The organism is Pseudomonas sp. ADAK13, assembly GCF_012935715.1.
In the GTDB taxonomy this organism is placed as follows: domain Bacteria; phylum Pseudomonadota; class Gammaproteobacteria; order Pseudomonadales; family Pseudomonadaceae; genus Aquipseudomonas.
This window is the reverse complement of sequence record NZ_CP052860.1, coordinates 3,998,684-4,015,187: the sequence shown is the minus strand read 5'-3', so window position 1 is coordinate 4,015,187 and position 16,504 is coordinate 3,998,684. Positions and strand designations below refer to the sequence as shown.

General features: G+C 61.9%; 17 protein-coding genes and 1 pseudogene. 8 read left to right on the top strand and 10 right to left on the bottom strand.

Annotated features, from left to right (window positions below):
• The first annotated feature begins 11 nt into the window (after positions 1–11).
• From ccoS to hemN, 3 genes are all read left to right on the top strand, one after another.
• Positions 12–230 carry a cbb3-type cytochrome oxidase assembly protein CcoS gene (gene ccoS / locus HKK54_RS18540; RefSeq protein WP_169387423.1) on the top strand — a complete coding sequence of 73 codons (219 nt, stop codon included), beginning with the start codon at positions 12–14 and terminating at the stop codon, positions 228–230.
• Positions 223–906: a sulfite exporter TauE/SafE family protein gene (locus HKK54_RS18535; protein WP_169387422.1), complete on the top strand. Its 684-nt coding sequence runs from the start codon at positions 223–225 to the stop codon at positions 904–906. The genes ccoS and HKK54_RS18535 overlap by 8 nt, the downstream gene beginning before the upstream one ends.
• Positions 907–1,009: 103 nt before the next feature.
• Entirely contained in the window at positions 1,010–2,392 is a 1,383-nt protein-coding gene (gene hemN, locus HKK54_RS18530) for an oxygen-independent coproporphyrinogen III oxidase (protein ID WP_169387421.1), read from the top strand.
• A gap of 7 nt (positions 2,393–2,399) precedes the next feature.
• Here hemN and HKK54_RS18525 read toward each other — a convergent pair whose 3' ends face one another.
• Positions 2,400–2,876 (bottom strand): hypothetical protein, encoded by a 477-nt coding sequence (locus HKK54_RS18525; protein ID WP_169387420.1) that lies wholly within the window; start codon positions 2,874–2,876, stop codon positions 2,400–2,402.
• Between the two features lie 154 nt (positions 2,877–3,030).
• Between HKK54_RS18525 and fnr the strand changes: the two genes are divergently transcribed.
• Positions 3,031–3,765 carry a fumarate/nitrate reduction transcriptional regulator Fnr gene (gene fnr, locus HKK54_RS18520; RefSeq protein WP_003219044.1) on the top strand — a complete coding sequence of 245 codons (735 nt, stop codon included), beginning with the start codon at positions 3,031–3,033 and terminating at the stop codon, positions 3,763–3,765.
• A gap of 80 nt (positions 3,766–3,845) precedes the next feature.
• Positions 3,846–4,394, top strand: coding sequence for an adenine phosphoribosyltransferase (locus HKK54_RS18515; RefSeq protein WP_010176387.1), 549 nt, complete (start codon positions 3,846–3,848; stop codon positions 4,392–4,394).
• A gap of 6 nt (positions 4,395–4,400) precedes the next feature.
• Here the strand turns inward: HKK54_RS18515 and HKK54_RS18510 are convergent, their stop codons facing one another.
• From HKK54_RS18510 to dnaX, 5 genes are all read right to left on the bottom strand, one after another.
• Positions 4,401–5,549: an acyl-CoA dehydrogenase family protein gene (locus HKK54_RS18510; RefSeq protein ID WP_169387419.1), complete on the bottom strand. Its 1,149-nt coding sequence runs from the start codon at positions 5,547–5,549 to the stop codon at positions 4,401–4,403.
• A gap of 201 nt (positions 5,550–5,750) precedes the next feature.
• Positions 5,751–6,353: a recombination mediator RecR gene (recR, locus tag HKK54_RS18505; protein WP_003219049.1), complete on the bottom strand. Its 603-nt coding sequence runs from the start codon at positions 6,351–6,353 to the stop codon at positions 5,751–5,753.
• Between the two features lie 65 nt (positions 6,354–6,418).
• Positions 6,419–7,453 (bottom strand): NADP-dependent oxidoreductase, encoded by a 1,035-nt coding sequence (locus tag HKK54_RS18500; RefSeq protein WP_169387418.1) that lies wholly within the window; start codon positions 7,451–7,453, stop codon positions 6,419–6,421.
• A gap of 139 nt (positions 7,454–7,592) precedes the next feature.
• Positions 7,593–7,931 (bottom strand): YbaB/EbfC family nucleoid-associated protein, encoded by a 339-nt coding sequence (locus HKK54_RS18495; protein ID WP_003193199.1) that lies wholly within the window; start codon positions 7,929–7,931, stop codon positions 7,593–7,595.
• Positions 7,932–7,974: 43 nt separating this feature from the next.
• Positions 7,975–10,023 carry a DNA polymerase III subunit gamma/tau gene (dnaX, locus tag HKK54_RS18490; RefSeq protein WP_169387417.1) on the bottom strand — a complete coding sequence of 683 codons (2,049 nt, stop codon included), beginning with the start codon at positions 10,021–10,023 and terminating at the stop codon, positions 7,975–7,977.
• A gap of 133 nt (positions 10,024–10,156) precedes the next feature.
• Between dnaX and HKK54_RS18485 the strand changes: the two genes are divergently transcribed.
• A complete protein-coding gene (locus HKK54_RS18485) occupies positions 10,157–10,906 on the top strand; it encodes a substrate-binding periplasmic protein (RefSeq protein ID WP_169387416.1) in 750 nt (249 codons plus the stop codon).
• 137 nt (positions 10,907–11,043) lie between these two features.
• On the opposite strand, the gene HKK54_RS18480 is transcribed toward HKK54_RS18485, so the two are convergent.
• The 3 genes and pseudogenes from HKK54_RS18480 to HKK54_RS34015 form a co-directional block, all read right to left on the bottom strand.
• A complete protein-coding gene (locus HKK54_RS18480; RefSeq protein ID WP_010176392.1) occupies positions 11,044–12,735 on the bottom strand; it encodes a putative bifunctional diguanylate cyclase/phosphodiesterase in 1,692 nt (563 codons plus the stop codon).
• Between the two features lie 18 nt (positions 12,736–12,753).
• Positions 12,754–13,863 carry a methyl-accepting chemotaxis protein gene (locus HKK54_RS18475; RefSeq protein WP_442962337.1) on the bottom strand — a complete coding sequence of 370 codons (1,110 nt, stop codon included), beginning with the start codon at positions 13,861–13,863 and terminating at the stop codon, positions 12,754–12,756.
• Between the two features lie 129 nt (positions 13,864–13,992).
• Positions 13,993–14,469, bottom strand: a pseudogene (locus tag HKK54_RS34015) (PAS domain-containing protein); the annotation flags it as partial.
• 310 nt (positions 14,470–14,779) lie between these two features.
• On the opposite strand from HKK54_RS34015, the gene HKK54_RS18470 reads away from it, so the two are divergent.
• Both HKK54_RS18470 and HKK54_RS18465 read left to right on the top strand, forming a co-directional pair.
• Entirely contained in the window at positions 14,780–15,094 is a 315-nt protein-coding gene (locus HKK54_RS18470) for a helix-turn-helix domain-containing protein (RefSeq protein WP_003219061.1), read from the top strand.
• 147 nt (positions 15,095–15,241) lie between these two features.
• A complete protein-coding gene (locus tag HKK54_RS18465) occupies positions 15,242–15,613 on the top strand; it encodes a VOC family protein (protein ID WP_081480144.1) in 372 nt (123 codons plus the stop codon).
• On the opposite strand, the gene HKK54_RS18460 is transcribed toward HKK54_RS18465, so the two are convergent.
• Positions 15,527–16,495 (bottom strand): DMT family transporter, encoded by a 969-nt coding sequence (locus HKK54_RS18460; protein ID WP_169387414.1) that lies wholly within the window; start codon positions 16,493–16,495, stop codon positions 15,527–15,529. The genes HKK54_RS18465 and HKK54_RS18460 overlap by 87 nt on opposite strands.
• Positions 16,496–16,504 lie beyond the last annotated feature (9 nt).

Here is a 16,504-nt window from a genome sequence, read left to right as displayed (position 1 = left end):
ATGGAGTGCAGATGCCAGCTCTTTACGTGATGATCCCGGCGGCACTGTTGATCGTGGCCATCGCCATTTACATCTTCTTCTGGGCGGTGGACAGCGGCCAGTACGACGATTTGGACGGCCCGGCCCACAGCGTGCTGTTCGACGACCAGGACCCGAATCACCTGGCCGCCGTCGATGAAACCAACGGCCCCGAGCAACCGCCCAAGCCCAAAGACCCGCCCCATGCTTGAACTGGCGCCCCTGCTGGTCTCGGCGGTGATCCTCGGCCTGCTGGGCGGCGGCCATTGCCTGGGTATGTGCGGCGGCCTGATGGGCGCGCTGACCCTGGCGATACCCAAGGAGCAACGCAGTCGGCGCTTTCGCCTGCTGCTGGCCTACAACCTGGGACGCATCCTCAGCTACGCCACCGCCGGCCTGTTGATCGGCCTGGCCGGCTGGGCGGTGGCCAACAGCCCGGCCGCGATGTTCATGCGCATCCTCGCCGGCCTGCTGCTGATCTGCATGGGCTTGTACCTGGCCGGCTGGTGGAGCGGACTGACCCGCATCGAAAGCCTCGGGCGCGGCCTGTGGCGCCATATCCAGCCGGTTGCCAACCGTTTGTTGCCGGTGTCCAGCCTGCCCCGGGCCTTGCTGCTGGGCGCGCTCTGGGGCTGGCTGCCGTGCGGCCTGGTCTACAGCACCCTGCTGTGGGCGGCCAGCCAAGGCAATGCGCTGGACAGTGCAGTGCTGATGCTCGCGTTTGGCCTTGGTACCTGGCCGGTGCTGCTGGCCACCGGCCTCGCAGCCGAGCGTGTCACCGCTCTGTTGCGCAAACGCAGCGTGCGCATGACCGGAGGCCTGCTGGTGATTGTGTTTGGCCTGTGGACACTGCCAGGCCCCCATCAGCACTGGCTAATGGGCCATTAAAAGGCCATGTGGCATAGCGCCGCTCCCCGTTGATGCAAATCAAGATGGCCCCTGCACCCAGCCCCTAGACTCGGCCCACTAGCCTATCCGGGGGAACGCCCGCATGCTCGACGCCATTCGTTGGGACGCTGATCTGATTCACCGCTACGACCTGGCGGGGCCGCGCTACACCTCGTACCCCACCGCCGTACAATTCGACAGCCAGGTCGGCACTTTCGACCTGCTCCACGCCCTGCGCGACAGTCGCAAGGCCGCACGGCCCTTGTCGCTGTATGTGCATGTGCCGTTCTGCGCGAATATTTGCTACTACTGCGCCTGCAACAAGGTCATCACCAAGGACCGCGGGCGGGCCCAGGCCTACCTGCAGCGCCTGGAGCAGGAAATCCAGCTGGTGGCCTGTCACCTCGACCCGAAACAGCCGGTGGAGCAACTGCATTTTGGCGGCGGCACCCCGACCTTTCTCAGCCACGACGAACTGCGCCAGGTCATGGGCCGGCTGCGCCAGCACTTCAACCTGCTGGACGATGATTCCGGCGACTACGGGATTGAAATCGACCCGCGGGAAGCCGACTGGGCGACCATGGGCCTGCTGCGTGAGCTGGGTTTCAACCGCGTCAGTATCGGCCTGCAGGACCTGGACCCCGAAGTGCAGCGGGCCGTGAACCGCCTGCAAAGCCTGGAAGAAACCCGGGCGGTGATCGACGCCGCGCGCACCCTGCAGTTTCGTTCGATCAACATCGACCTGATCTACGGCCTGCCCAGGCAGACACCGTTGAATTTCGCCCGCACGGTGCAGGAAGTCATCAGCCTGCAACCCGACCGGCTCTCGGTGTTCAACTATGCGCACCTGCCGGAGCGTTTCATGCCCCAGCGGCGGATCAACACCGACGACCTGCCCTCCCCGGCCGAAAAGCTGCTGATGCTGCAAACCACCATCGAGCAGTTGACCCAGGCCGGCTACCGCTACATCGGCATGGACCACTTCGCCCTGCCGGACGACGAACTGGCCATCGCCCAGGAAGAAGGCACCCTGCAACGCAACTTCCAGGGCTACACCACCCACGGGCATTGCGACTTGATCGGGCTCGGGGTGTCGGCGATCAGCCAGATTGGCGACCTGTACTGCCAGAACAGCAGCGACCTGAATCACTACCAGAACGCCCTCGCCGGCGCGCAACTGGCCACCAGCCGTGGGTTGTTATGCACCACGGATGACCGGCTGCGACGGGAAGTGATTCAGCAGTTGATCTGCAATTTCAGCCTGAATTTCGAGAAGATCGAACAGGCCTTCAACATCGATTTTCGCGGCTATTTCGACGAACTCTGGCCGCAACTGGAAGCGATGACCGAGGACGGGCTGATCGAAGTCGACCCACAGGGCATCCGCGTATTACCGGCGGGACGCCTGCTGGTGCGCTCGGTGTGCATGGTGTTCGATGCCTATCTGGAACACCAGAATCGGCAACGATTTTCGCGGGTGATCTGAACCTGTCCTACTTCGCCAGCAGGGCCATTGCTTCCAGCTGCGACTCAGGAGACTCGTCTTTCAAGGCCTTCGTCAACTGTGACTGGGCCGTCATCAAGCCGGCCTGCAATGACGCGATATCACTCTGCAAGGCAGCCACTCTGGCCTGCCTTGCCTGCGGGGTCTTGGAGGCGTCGGACATGGCAGCAGAAAGCTGAGCCATCTTCTCGGCGAGCTGCTTTCTCATCTCGCGAATCATTTTCAACAGCTGCTTGATGTTGTCTTTCAGGTTGCTGTCGTCAATGTCCTTGTTCGAGTTAGTGCTGGCCTTGGAGGCTTTCAGCCCGGCCCCCGAGATATCCACGACTAGACCTTGGGGCTTGGTGTCAGTGGCTCGATCGGTAGAAGACGATTTGTCTTTATCGTCTGCATCGGTATCTTTTTTCGCATCAGGCACGGTTAGCGAAGAAACAATGGCAGGGTTGGTTGCGCTAATGGAAAGCATGATCTGAGCCTCCGGCTCTTGGAGTGACACCCTTGTATCGACATCGATACAACTTTCTTTATACCGCTGCTGCTTTTTTGTACACGCTGGCCTGATCGCCCCCCAGTGCGTTACCCTTACGTCTTATGTGTGTTTTCCCACAAGGATTTAAGAAATGTCCGAGCCAGTTAAACTGCGCGCTCATAGCCAGGCTCATTGCAAGGATTGCAGCCTGGCCCCCCTCTGCCTGCCACTTTCGTTGAATTTGGAAGACATGGAAGCGCTGGACGAGATCGTTAAACGCGGTCGCCCACTGAAGAAAGGCGAGTTCCTGTTTCGCCAGGGCGACAAGTTTGATTCCGTTTATGCAGTACGTTCGGGTGCGTTGAAAACCTTCAGCCTGAGCGATGGCGGCGAAGAGCAGATCACCGGTTTCCACCTGCCCAGCGAGCTGGTCGGGCTGTCGGGCATGGACACCGAGATTCACCCGGTGTCGGCCCAGGCCCTGGAAACCACCTCGGTGTGTGAAATCCCGTTCGAGCGCCTGGATGAACTGGCCCTGCAGTTGCCACAATTGCGCCGTCAGTTGATGCGCGTGATGAGCCGGGAAATCCGCGACGACCAGCAGATGATGCTGCTGTTGTCGAAGAAAACCGCCGACGAGCGGATCGCCACGTTCCTGGTCAACCTCTCCGCGCGCTTCCGTGCCCGGGGTTTCTCGGCCAACCAGTTTCGCCTGAGCATGTCGCGCAACGAAATCGGCAATTACCTGGGCCTCGCGGTGGAAACCGTGTCCCGCGTATTCACCCGCTTCCAGCAGAACGAGTTGATTGCAGCCGAGGGCAAGGAAGTGCACATCCTTGACCCGATCCAGCTCTGCGCTTTGGCTGGCGGTTCGCTCGACGGCTGACCCAGACACCTGTGGCCGCGCCAATCGGCTGGGTCGCAGGTATACTTCGAGTCCGTTTTCCGCCCCAGGACTCCTCGACGATGGTCTTCGATTCGTTCGACATCAAATCCCTGATTCGCCCAGTCATCGACTTCCCCAAGCCTGGGGTGATCTTTCGCGACATCACGCCGCTGTTCCAGTCGCCCAAGGCCTTGCGCCTGGTGGCCGACACCTTCGTTCATCGCTACGTCGAGGCCGAGTTCACGCACATTGGCGCGATGGACGCCCGGGGCTTTTTGATCGGTTCGATCATTGCCTACCAGTTGAACAAACCGCTGATCCTGTTCCGCAAGCAAGGCAAACTGCCGGCTGACGTGCTGGCCGAGGGTTATCAGACCGAGTACGGCGAAGCCTTCCTGGAAGTGCACGCCGACAGCCTGTGCGAAGGTGATTCGGTGCTGATGTTCGATGACCTGATTGCCACAGGCGGCACGCTGATCGCAGCGGCCAACCTGGCACGGCGCATGGGCGCACGGATTTTCGAAGCGGCAGCGATCATTGACCTGCCGGAGCTCGGTGGGTCCCAGCGTCTGGAAGACATGGGCATTCCTACGTTCTGCCTGACGCAGTTTGCGCTGACGGACCGTTGATCCGGGTTACAAGCCCATCTGCTTGCTGATGATTTCGTTCATCACTTCCCGAGTCCCGCCACCGATGGACAGGATGCGGTTGTCGCGATACAGCCGCTCCACCAGGTTGCCGCGCATGTAACCCTGGCCGCCGAGGATCTGCACCGCGTCGAAGGTCACGCGGTCGGCGGTATCGGTGGCGAGGTTCTTGGCCATGGAAATCTCCTTGATCACACTTTTGCCTGCGGCCATCTTGGCGGCCTGGCGGTAGGTGAACTCCCGGGAAACTTCCACCGCCGTGGCCATTTCCGCCAGGCGATGCTTGAGCACCTGGAACTTGCCGATAGGCTTACCAAACGCTTCGCGCCGGGCCGCCCACTCCAGGCTTTCCTCCAGGGCCATCTGCGCCGTCATGTTGGCCATCAAGGCCAGGGCCAGCCGCTCGCTCTGGAAGTTACCCATGATGCAGGCGAAGCCCATGTTCTCGGCACCGATCAGATTGCCTACGGGTACGCGGCAATCATCGAAGAACAATTCGGCAGTGTCCGACGCCCACCAGCCCATTTTCTTCAGCGGTGTACCGGTGGTGAATCCGGGGGTGTCCTTTTCGATCAACAACAGGCTGATACCGGCAAACCCCGGCCCACCGGTGCGCACTGCCACGGTGTAGAAGTCGGCGCGCTGGCCGCTGGTGATAAAGGTTTTGCTGCCGCTGACCCGGTAATGGTCGCCGTCGCGCACAGCGCGGGTTTGCAGGTTGGCGACATCGGAGCCGCCGCCGGGCTCGGTGACGGCCAGGGCGCAGATCTTCTCGCCGCACAAGACCTGCGGTGCGACACGATCACGTACTTCAGGCCGGGCCCATTTGACGATGGGTGGCAAGCCGATATCCAGTGAACCCAAGCCCGCTACCACGCCGCCGGAGCCACAGCGCATCAGCTCTTCGCTGGCCGCGACCTTGGCGAACAGGTCACCTTCGTGGCTGCCGCCCAGGGCTTCGGGGTAACCGATGCCGAGGATCCCCGCCGCGCCAGCCTTGAGGTACAGCTCCCGGGGGAAGCTCTCGGCTTCTTCCCACTGCTCGATACCCGGCAACATCTCGCGCTCGACGAAACGTCGCACGCTGTCACGGACCAATTGGTGGCTGGGGTCGAAGTATTCCTGATAGGCAGACATCGGCAAGCTCCACGGGAAGGTGGAGCGAACTTACCAAGCGCTTGCTTGGTTATCAAGCAAGAAGAAAGACTCCTGAACGCCACAAAACAAATGTGGGAGCGGGCTTGCTCGCGAATGCGCTAGTTCAGTCGATACATCTGTTGACTGATACACCGCTTTCGCGAGCAAGCCCGCTCCCACATTTTTGTCCTGCGGTGTTTGTTACAGGGCGATCGGCTTACGCCCGGCAAATGAATGCGCCAAGGTCCCGCCATCCACCAGTTCCAACTCGCCACCCAGCGGTACGCCGTGGGCGATACGCGAAGTGATCAGGCCTTTGTTGGTCAGCAACTGCGCGATGTAATGGGCTGTCGCTTCGCCTTCCACCGTTGGGTTGGTGGCGAGGATCACCTCGACAAAGGTGCCCTGCTCTTCGATCCGTGTCACTAACTGCGGAATACCAATGGCCTCCGGCCCCAGCCCGTCCAGTGGCGACAGATGGCCCTTGAGCACAAAGTAACGCCCGCGGTAACCGGTCTGCTCCACCGCGTATACGTCCATCGGCCCTTCGACCACGCACAGCAGCGTGTCGTCGCGGCGCGGGTCGGCGCATTGCGGGCAGAGTTCTTCCTCGGTCAGGGTGCGGCACTGGCGGCAATGGCCTACGCCTTCCATGGCCTGGCTCAAGGCCTGGGCCAGTCGGGAGCCGCCGCTGCGATCACGCTCCAGCAGTTGCAGCGCCATGCGCTGGGCGGTTTTCTGGCCCACGCCCGGCAAAGTACGCAGGGCGTCGATCAGTTGACGAATCAGGGGGCTGAAGCTCATGGGGAAAGGTCCGACAAAACAACGAGACGCGGTTTATACCCGCGCCCCGGATTAGCGTCAAATGCTCAATCTTGTGCGACGCGCACCACCAACTTGCCGAAGTTACGTCCCTCCAGCAAGCCGATAAAGGCTTCAGGCGCCTGCTCCAGACCTTCCACCACGTCCTCGCGGAACTTGATCTTGCCGTCCCGCACCCACGGCGCCATGGCACTGAGGAACTCCGGCTGGCGATCGCCGTAGTCATCAAACACGATAAAGCCCTGGATCCGCACACGCTTGGTCAGCAACGTGCGCTGCAGCGCAGGCAGTCGGTCAGGGCCGCTGGGGGCTTCGTGGGCGTTGTAGCCGGCGATCAGGCCGCACAACGGAATGCGCGCCTTGGCATTCAGCAGCGGCACCACCGCGTCGAACACCTTGCCGCCGACATTTTCAAAGTAGATGTCGATGCCTTTGGGACAAGCCTGGGCCAGCTCCTCGGCAAAGTTGTCGCCCTTGTGATCGATGCACGCATCAAAGCCCAGCTCATCCACCACATAACGGCACTTGTCGGCGCCACCGGCCACGCCGACCACCCGCAGGCCCTTGATCTTCGCCACCTGGCCGACCACCGAGCCCACCGCACCGGAAGCCGCCGCCACCACCAGGGTTTCCCCGGACTTGGGTTGGCCGATGTCCGTGAGACCCATGTAGGCGGTCATGCCGGGCATCCCCAGCACACCCAAGGCCATGGACGGACTGGCCAGGCCCTTGGGCACCGGAATCAGGTTGCGGCCATCGGAGATGCTGTGGCTCTGCCAGCCGGTGGAGCCGACCACCAGGTCACCCACTTCAAACTTGGGATTGCGGGATTGCTCGATACGGCTGACAGCGCCACCGGTCATCACCTCGTCGATTTCTACGGGTGCGGCGTAGGACGGTGCATCACTCATGCGCCCGCGCATGTACGGGTCCAGAGACAGGTAAAGGGTTTTCAGCAGGACCTGGCCGTCGGCCAGTTCCGGCAGCGCGACGCGTTCCAGGCGAAAATTTTCCGGCACCGGTGCGCCGTGAGGGCGTGAGACCAGCACGATGCGCTGGTTGAGGGTCAATGCTTCGGTCATCAGCGAGGCTCCTTCTATCGGTGATTGAATTCAACGGTATAGGGTGCAGACAGCATTCAAGCGTTACGCGTTCGATCAGCTTACCCCCAAAAAAAATGCCAGGCACGGGGCCTGGCATTTTCAGTCGCGGGCTTGCCGGTCAGAACGGCAGCTTCATCCCCGGTGGCAGTTGCATGCCAGCGGTCACACCGGACATTTTGTCCTGGCTGTTGGCTTCGATCTTGCGCACGGCGTCGTTGACGGCCGCGGCGAACAGCGCCTCAAGCATTTCCAGGTCATCTTCGCCAACACCCGGCAATACGCTTGGGTCGATGCTCACGCGCTTGATGTCGTGACGACCGGTCATCACGACGCTGACCATATCGCCACCGGCTTTACCGGTGACTTCGGCGTTGGCCAGTTCTTCCTGCATCTTGGCCATCTTTTCCTGCATCTGCTGCGCCTGCTTCATCAGGCCGGCCATGCCACCTTTCATCATGGGAATCACCTCAAAAGTACGTGGATCAATTATTGGCCCCGGCTTACGACGCTTGGGGAACCGGGGCTTCTACAGGTTCAATAGTATCGTGACGCACCACCGCGCCAAACTGCTCCATCATCTGCTGGATGAGCGGATCACCGTGGATCGACTCTTCAGCCTCGCGCTGGCGGTTGACCCGGCGACGGGAAGCGGCCTGGGCCGGGGTTTCCTGCTCGGGCTTGATCAGCTCGATGCTGATGGTCAGCGTGCGTCCGTGGAACTGGTTCAGGGCATCGTTGAGCCGACGCTGCTGGGTCGCGTTGAACAGGGCGCTGTGGGCCGGGTCCAGGTGCAGCAACCAATGGTCGCCATCCACGGCAATCAGCGTGCAGTTGGCGGCGATGCTGCCGGTCATGCCGGAAATCGGCAGTTTCGGGAACAGTTCCAGCCATTGCAACGCCAGGCCGGTGGCCGGCATCGCAGCGGGTTCAGGTTCGGGCTCCGGGGCGGGCTCGGCGGTGTGCTCGCTGGCCAGGTCGTCCAGGTAGCTGTAGGCCGAGTCCATGTCCGGCTCGATGTAGTCTTCGTCCAGCGGCGGCTCGTCGTCGAGGTCGGTGCCAGGGGTAGCGGCGTCCACTTGAGCGACGGTCGGCTCCGGCACCGGGGCCGACACCCACTCGGGAGCGTCCGGCACCACGCTGTCCGGGGTTGGCGACGGCATCGGCGTCAGTTCGGGTTGCTCGGCGGCGGTTTCCAGTACCGGCTCGACGGCAGGCTGCAGCTCGACTTCGGCTTCTACCGGGTCGTTCCACGGCAAGTCGACTTCTGGCACAGGCGCCGGCTCAACCACCGGTTCAGGCACGACCACAGGCGCTACGGGCTCGGCAACTACCGGGGCCGGTACCGGCGCAGGCGGCGAAACCACTGGCGCGACAACAGCCGGGCCAGCCACTGGTTTGGCGGAATCAACTGTGGCCTGGCTGATCCCCACTGGCTTTAGCGGCTGTCTCGGCGCATCCGCCGTGTCGGCGGGCCTGAAGGCCAGCATCCGCAGCAGGACCATTTCGAAGCCGCCGCGCGGGTCAGGTGCCAACGGCAAGTCACGTCGGCCAATCAGGCCCATCTGGTAGTAGAACTGCACATCTTCGGCCGGCAGCGCCTGGGCCAGGGCCAGCACGCGGTCGCGGTCGCCATGGCCGTTGTCGACACCTTCAGGCAAGGCCTGGGCGATGGCGACGCGGTGCAGCACGTTGAGAATTTCCGAGAGCACGCCATTCCAGTCCGGGCCTTGCTCGGACAGATGGCGCACGGCTTCGAGCAACGCCTTGGCGTCGCCCTCGATCAGCGCGTGCAGCACGTCGAACACCTGGCCGTGGTCCAGGGTGCCAAGCATCGCCCGCACATCGGCCGCCATGACTTTGCCTTCACCAAAGGCGATGGCCTGGTCGGTGAGGCTCATGGCGTCGCGCATCGAGCCGTCGGCGGCACGCCCCAACAGCCACAAGGCGTCGTCTTCGAACGGCACGTTCTCGACGCCCAGCACGTGGGTCAAATGCTCGACCACCCGCTCCGGGGTCATGTTTTTCAGGGAGAACTGCAGGCACCGCGACAAAATCGTTGCAGGAAGTTTCTGCGGGTCGGTGGTGGCCAGGATGAATTTGACGTAGGGCGGCGGCTCTTCCAGGGTTTTCAACAGCGCGTTGAACGAGTGGCTGGAGAGCATGTGCACTTCGTCGATCAGGTAGACCTTGAAGCGGCCGCGGCTCGGCGCGTACTGCACGTTGTCGAGCAGCTCGCGGGTGTCTTCGACCTTGGTGCGGCTGGCCGCGTCGATCTCGATCAGGTCGACAAAGCGCCCTTCGTCGATTTCCCGGCACACCGAGCAGGTACCGCAGGGCGTCGAGGTGATGCCGGTTTCACAGTTCAGGCACTTGGCGATGATACGGGCAATGGTGGTCTTGCCCACACCGCGGGTACCGGTGAACAGGTAGGCGTGGTGCAGCCGCTGGCTGTCCAAGGCATTGATCAGAGCCTTGAGCACATGGGTCTGGCCGACCATTTCGCGGAACGAGCGCGGACGCCATTTACGTGCAAGAACCTGATAACTCATCGAAAACCGTCGCAACTGGGAAGCGGAAGCGGGTAATGCTAGCGGAGCAAGGGGGAAATTGCATCCGGCACGCTCGTCTAATCTGACTAAGCTGGTCTAACCAAGCCTTTAAATGGCTGAAGCCGGAGCGTTTATGCGCGCAGTCCTGGGCGCCTTGTGGATGATTGCCACGGTCAGCCTGGCGGCCCCCGCACCTCTGCGTTTCTCCATTTCCGACAGCTGGACCATGCCCATGGTGCAACTCGACCAGGGCCAGCCGACCCAGGGCATTTTGTATGACGTGATGTTGAGCCTGGCCACCCAGGTCGGGCGCCCCGCGAAATTCGTGGTGCTGCCCCGTGCGCGCATCGACACCGCCATGGAGCGCGGGGACGTTGATGTGCGCTGCTACGTGACGCCGGCGTGGCTGAACAACCTGTCGGGCGACTACACCTGGAGCCTCCCGCTGATGGTGCAACGCAATGTGCTGGTCGCCGCGCAGGTGCCACCGCTGTCAGTGCGCCTGGACAGTCTGGCATCGCAACACATCGGCACGGTGCTCGGCTATAGCTACCCGACCCTGGAACCACGCTTCGCCAGGGGCCAGCTCAGCCGCGAGGACAGCCGCAGTGAGGAGCAGGTGTTGCAGAAGCTCGCGGCCGGGCGATTCAATTATGCGGTGAGCAATGAATGGATCCTCGACCGCTTTAACCAGCAATTACCGCCCACACAGCGCCTGCACACAGTGGCCGTGATCGAAGAACAAAGCCTGGGCTGTTACGTGCGCAACGACCCGCAGGTGCCCGGGCAACAGATCCTGCGCACGTTGCTGCGGATGAAAATGTCCGGCGAGATCGATGAAATCATCCGGCTGTACACCGGGAACAGCGCCCCGGCCCCTTAAGATCACCTGATCGACCTTGTGGCGAGGGAGCTTGCTCCCGCTGGAGTGCGCAGCGCTCCCAAAGATCTTGGGGCCGCTACGCAGCCCAGCGGGAGCAAGCTCCCTCGCCACAGCAAGCTCCCTCGCCACAGTAAACATCACTCGAGCTTTTGCCACTGCAGCGGCGGCGCAAACCCTTCAACCCAACCCGGCACCTCCACCGCCGGCATCGGCCGGGCGATGAAATAGCCCTGGGCCACTTCGCAACCCATGCGCATCAATAGCTGCCCGTGCTCCAGGGTCTCCAGGCCCTCGGCGATCACTTCGCGGCCAAACGCCCGGGCGAGGCCGATCACGGCCTTGGTCAGCGCCAGGTCGTCCTTGTCGTGCAGGATGTCGCGCACGAACGACTTGTCGATCTTGATGGTCTGGGTCGGCAGCCGCTTGAGGTAGCTGAGGGACGAATAGCCGGTGCCAAAATCATCCAGGGAAAACTGCACACCCAGGGCCTGGCAGGCTTCCAGGTGCTGGGTGACGCGCTGGATATTGTCGATGGCCACCGACTCGGCTATCTCCAGGTCCAGCCGGTGCGGCTCCACCTGCGGATAGTGCGCCAGCAAGTCTTGCAGCCGCTCGACAAAATCCTCGCGCTGGAAATGCCGCGCCGCGATATTCACGCTCACCGACCACCAGTGCCCATGTACCTGCCACTGGTGCATCTGCCCCAACACCTGGTCAATCACCCATTCGCCGATGTCGACAATCAGGTCGGTCTGCTCGATCAGCGGCAGGAAATCCCCCGGCGTCACCAGGCCACGCTCGGGGTGCTGCCAGCGCAATAGCGCTTCAAACCCCACCACCGTGCCGCAGCGCAAGTTGACCTTGGGCTGGTAGTGCAGGCACAACTGCCCCGCCGCCAGGGCCTGGCGAATCTGCTCCACCGTCTGGTGGCTGGCTTTGACCTCTTGCTCCAGGGACACATCAAACAACTGGTAACGGTTGCGCCCGCTCTGCTTGGCCACGTACATCGCCTGGTCGGCGTGACGCAGCAAGGTGTCGGCGTCTTCGTCATCCAGGGGAAACAGCGTGACGCCGATGCTGGCGAACACGTTCAGCTCGGCACCCTGGATCGAGTACGGCTCGGAAATCGCCTTGAGGATGCGCAGCAAGGCACCGTTGAGCTCATCGATATCACGCACGTAACGCAGGATCAGCACAAACTCATCACCGGCGAGCCGCGCGACCACGTCCTCGCCGCGAATAATCTCCCGCAGCCGCGTAGCCACCTCCACCAACAGCAAATCGCCGCAGGCATGCCCATACCCGTCGTTGACCGCCTTGAAGCCGTCCAGGTCGAGCATGCACAGCGCCAGCGGGATGTCTTCGTTACGGGAGAATTCCAGGGACTGGTTAAGCAACTCGGACAGGTAGGCACGGTTCGGCAAGCCGGTCAGCACGTCGTGGCCGACCCGCCATTGCAGGGTGTGCAGCAGTTGACGCTTTTCGCTGACATCAAAGCGGATCGACACGTACTTCTGCACGCGGCCGGTCTGCTCATCGAGCAGCGGCACCATGGTGCTGTCGACCCAATACAATGTCCCATCCTTGGCCCGGTTGCAGATTTCCCCACGCCACACCCGGCCTTCGCTGATGGCCTGCCACATGCCCTGGAAAAACGCCGCAGGGTGCAGCCCGGAACTGAGGATCCGGTGGTTTTGCCCCAGCAACTCGTCACGCCCGTAACCGGACATGCCGCAGAACTGGTCATTGACGTAAGTGATGCAGCCCGCCAGGTCAGTCTCGGAGAAAATGGCGGCTGCATCCACGGCCCTGCGGTATTTCTCGTCCATGAGTCAGGCTCACTGTGGCTAGCGGTTGAACCGCTCGACCAGGGCGCGCAACCCGGAAGAGATGCTTTCGAGTTCCCGGCCACGGGTGACTGCAGCGTTGGCATTGCCCGCTGTCTTTTGCACCGTGGCGGCGACGTTATTGATCTGGTGTGACACTTCCTCGGCGACGTGGGATTGTTCCTGTGAGGCAGCAGCCATTTGCTGACTCATGTCGGTAATACGTTCCACCGCGTGGCGAATGCCTTGCAGCGCCTGCTGCGCCTCAAGCACGTGCTGCACGCCCTGCTCGGCTTCGTGAATGCCCAGGCTTGCGATCTCGACCGCCTCATCGGCACCGGCCCGCAGGTTCTGGATGATGCCCTGGATCTGCTGGGTCGACTCCCGCGTCTTGCCCGCCAGTGCACGCACCTCATCGGCCACCACCGCAAAGCCGCGGCCTTGCTCGCCGGCGCGGGCCGCTTCAATGGCCGCGTTGAGCGCCAGCAGGTTGGTCTGGTCGGCGATCGCCTGGATCATGCTCGCAGCCACCTGGATCTGCTGGGTCTGCCCGGCCAGGTTGCCTACGGCCTGGTTGATCTGGGTGACGGTGCCGGCCAGCAACTGGATCGCCTCGCGGGAAGTACCGGCCACCTGGCTGCCCTGTTCGGCGAGGGTGTTGGCGGTGTGGGCTTCGCTGGCGGTTTGTTGCACATGCACCGCCACTTCGGCGATGGACGCGGCCATTTCGGTCATGGCGGCGGCAGTCATGTCGGTCTCGGCACGCTGTTCCAGCAGCGCCGATTCGGTGGTACTGGACAGCACGCTGGAATGGGCGGCCGCTTCGGCCATCTGGTTGGCCAGGTCGCTGAGGCGCGTAAGCGCAGTCTTAAGTCGTGCCTCTTCGCTGATCAGGATCATTTCCAACTGCGCGGTCGGGCCCAGGGCGTCGCTGTAGGTCATGGCGCTGATGGGGTCGGAAAAGGTATTGGGCGTGTTCTGCACAATCCGCTTGAGCTGCAGTCCCAAGCGTTGATGCCCCCAGACGCCTACGCCGAGAAACAAACCGGCAGTCAACGCCTGAGCCCACACACCTGGAGCCCATTGGAAGGCGGCGAGGCTGGCCACGGCGGCCACCAATGGCAAGGCCATGGCCCGGGCCACCGATGCCAGGCGCCGGGCGGGCGAGACCGCCGCACCACCGGCCTGCAAACGTGCGTACAGCGCCTCTGCGCGCCGCACCTGTTCGCGGGTGGGCTTGACCCGCACCGACTCGTAGCCGGTCAGGCGCCCGTCTTCGAGAATCGGCGTCACATAGGCGCTGACCCAATAATAGTTGCCGTTCTTGCAGCGGTTCTTCACCACGCCCATCCAGCTCTGCCCGGCCTTGAGGTAGCTCCACATCAGCTGGAACACGGCGGGCGGCATGTCGGGGTGGCGCACCAGGTTGTGGGTGCTGCCGATCAGCTCGGCCTGGGTAAAGCCGCTCATGGCGGCAAACTCGGCGTTGCAGTAGGTAATGTGGCTGTTGACGTCAGTCGCGGAAATTAGCCGTTGCTGCTCCCCAAAAGTCTGTTCAACAGCAGTGACCGGCAAATTGAGACGCACGTTAAAGCTCCATGGACAGCATTCGATCGCTCTCTGGACCACCGGGTAGGCAGGACAGGTGGATTCGTATTTCCAGTCGGGCTGCGCCGTCGATCGGCTGGTTGGCCGCAAAGGTACGCAAACCCACGATTTTGCACAGCAATTCACCATCCATTCAGTGATGATCAACTAGGCTTTAATTCGGGTATCCGGCACGTGAGGCGCAATGATGCGTGGCACTGACGAGCGACATTTCGGTCCCTGCCAAGCGTCCGTTTTAGGAGCACATTTATGAGAGTAAGGAGAAAGCAATGATTTCCTGTTTCATAAACCTGCCTTCTGAAACGAGACCACCAAATACTTGTCCTAGATGCCGATTCTACGAATTACATCACATTTTGCAAGAAAAGGTGATGGTACGTGCGGTTGTCTAATTTTAAGATTTATCGTTAAGTTCTTGATTCTAAATGGGAATTGAGCGATGCACATTTCAAGTTTGGGTCCGGCCATCAGACGTTACCGCAAGGTCGCAGGGCTTACTCAGGCTGAACTAGGTGAAAAAACCGGTTTTGACCCTAAAACCATCAGCCGCTTCGAAACCGGCACCTATACACCCAGCGTCGAGGCTCTGTTCTTGTTCGCAGAGGCGCTGGGAGTGAAGCTGAAAGTCTTTTTCGCAGACCTGGTCGACGAGGAGGAACAGCGCGCTTATCTGTTCGGTGTCATTCATAAAGCCACCCCGAAGGATCTGGGAAAGCTGATCGCAGCGGTAGACCAGGCCTTGTCCAAGCCTTAGAGCTCGTAACACAAGTGCACGCAATAAAAAGAGCAGACAGCGAGACTGTCTGCTCTTTGCTGGATGACTCCTGACATGAACTGACAGGACAGCCCCTTAGACTAGGGACTGAGCCGCGCCATTGCTGCGCCATTCCAGGGAGTCATCATGAATAGCATTGCCCATTACTTTTTGTTGTACGTCGACAGCCCGGCCACCAGTGCCAACCTCTATAGCCGCCTGCTGGACAAGCCGCCCGTGGAACTGGGGCCGACCTTTGCCCTGTTCATCCTCGACAACGGCGTAAAGCTCGGCCTGTGGTCGCGCCACACCGTCGAGCCCGCAGCCCAGGCCACGGTCGGCGGTGGCGAGGTGGGATTCTGCGTGGTGGATGTGGCAACGGTCGATGAACTGCACGCGCGCTGGGCGGACCTGGGGCTGAGCATCATCCAGTCACCGGTCGAGGCGGACTTCGGCTACACCTTTGTCGCCCAGGATCCCGACGGTCACCGTCTGCGGGTGTTCACCGTGAACCCGTAGCGGCTTGCGGCGCCAGCGCCCTTCCAGGCTGATGGCGCCGACACTGGCCAGCACGATCAGGCCACCCAGCACCACGCGCAGCGAAACCTGCTCGCCCAGCAACGTGGCGGCCATCACCATCGCCACGGGTGGCACCAGGTACAACGCCACCGAAGCGCGGCTGACCTCGACATGCCGCAACACATAGGCCCACGCCAGGTAAGCCATGGCGCTGGGGAACACGCCGAGCAACAACACCGCTAAATCGGCTTGCGTGGATGCCTGCGACACCACCGCCGGCAACCCCGGCAAATAGACACACAGCAGCAAGGTGCCCGACCACACCGTGTAGCACACGGTGGTCAGCGGGCTGTAGCGCCGGGAATAGTGTTTCTGAAGGGTGAAGTAGAGGCTCCACGACAGCGCCGCCACCAGGATCATCAAGCCACGGGGGTCGATCTCGCCCAGGCCATGCTCGCCCCAGATCACCACCAGCACCCCGCTCAACCCCAACAGCACGCACCCCCAGCGCCAACCGGTGACGCGCTCCTTCAACCCGAAAAACGCCACCAGCACCGTAAACAGCGGAACCGACTGCGCCAGCACACTGGACGCGGCAGCCGTGACAAATTGCTGGCCGAAGTTGATGGTCAGGTGGTGCAGGAAAATCCCGAAGAACCCCAGCACCAGCAGCCACGGCAAGTCCCGCAGGCGTGGCCGCTCGATCCTCATGACCAATGCCACACCGGCCATCAATACCGAAGCAATCAAGAACCGCCCCAAGGCTAACTGGCCCGGGCTGTAGCTGAGCAAGGCCATATGCACACCAATCGGCGAATACGCCCAACAGAGGATGACGCTGGCAGTGACTAGCGTAAGCTTTACAGGTGACGGGGCATTCATGAACGGCGT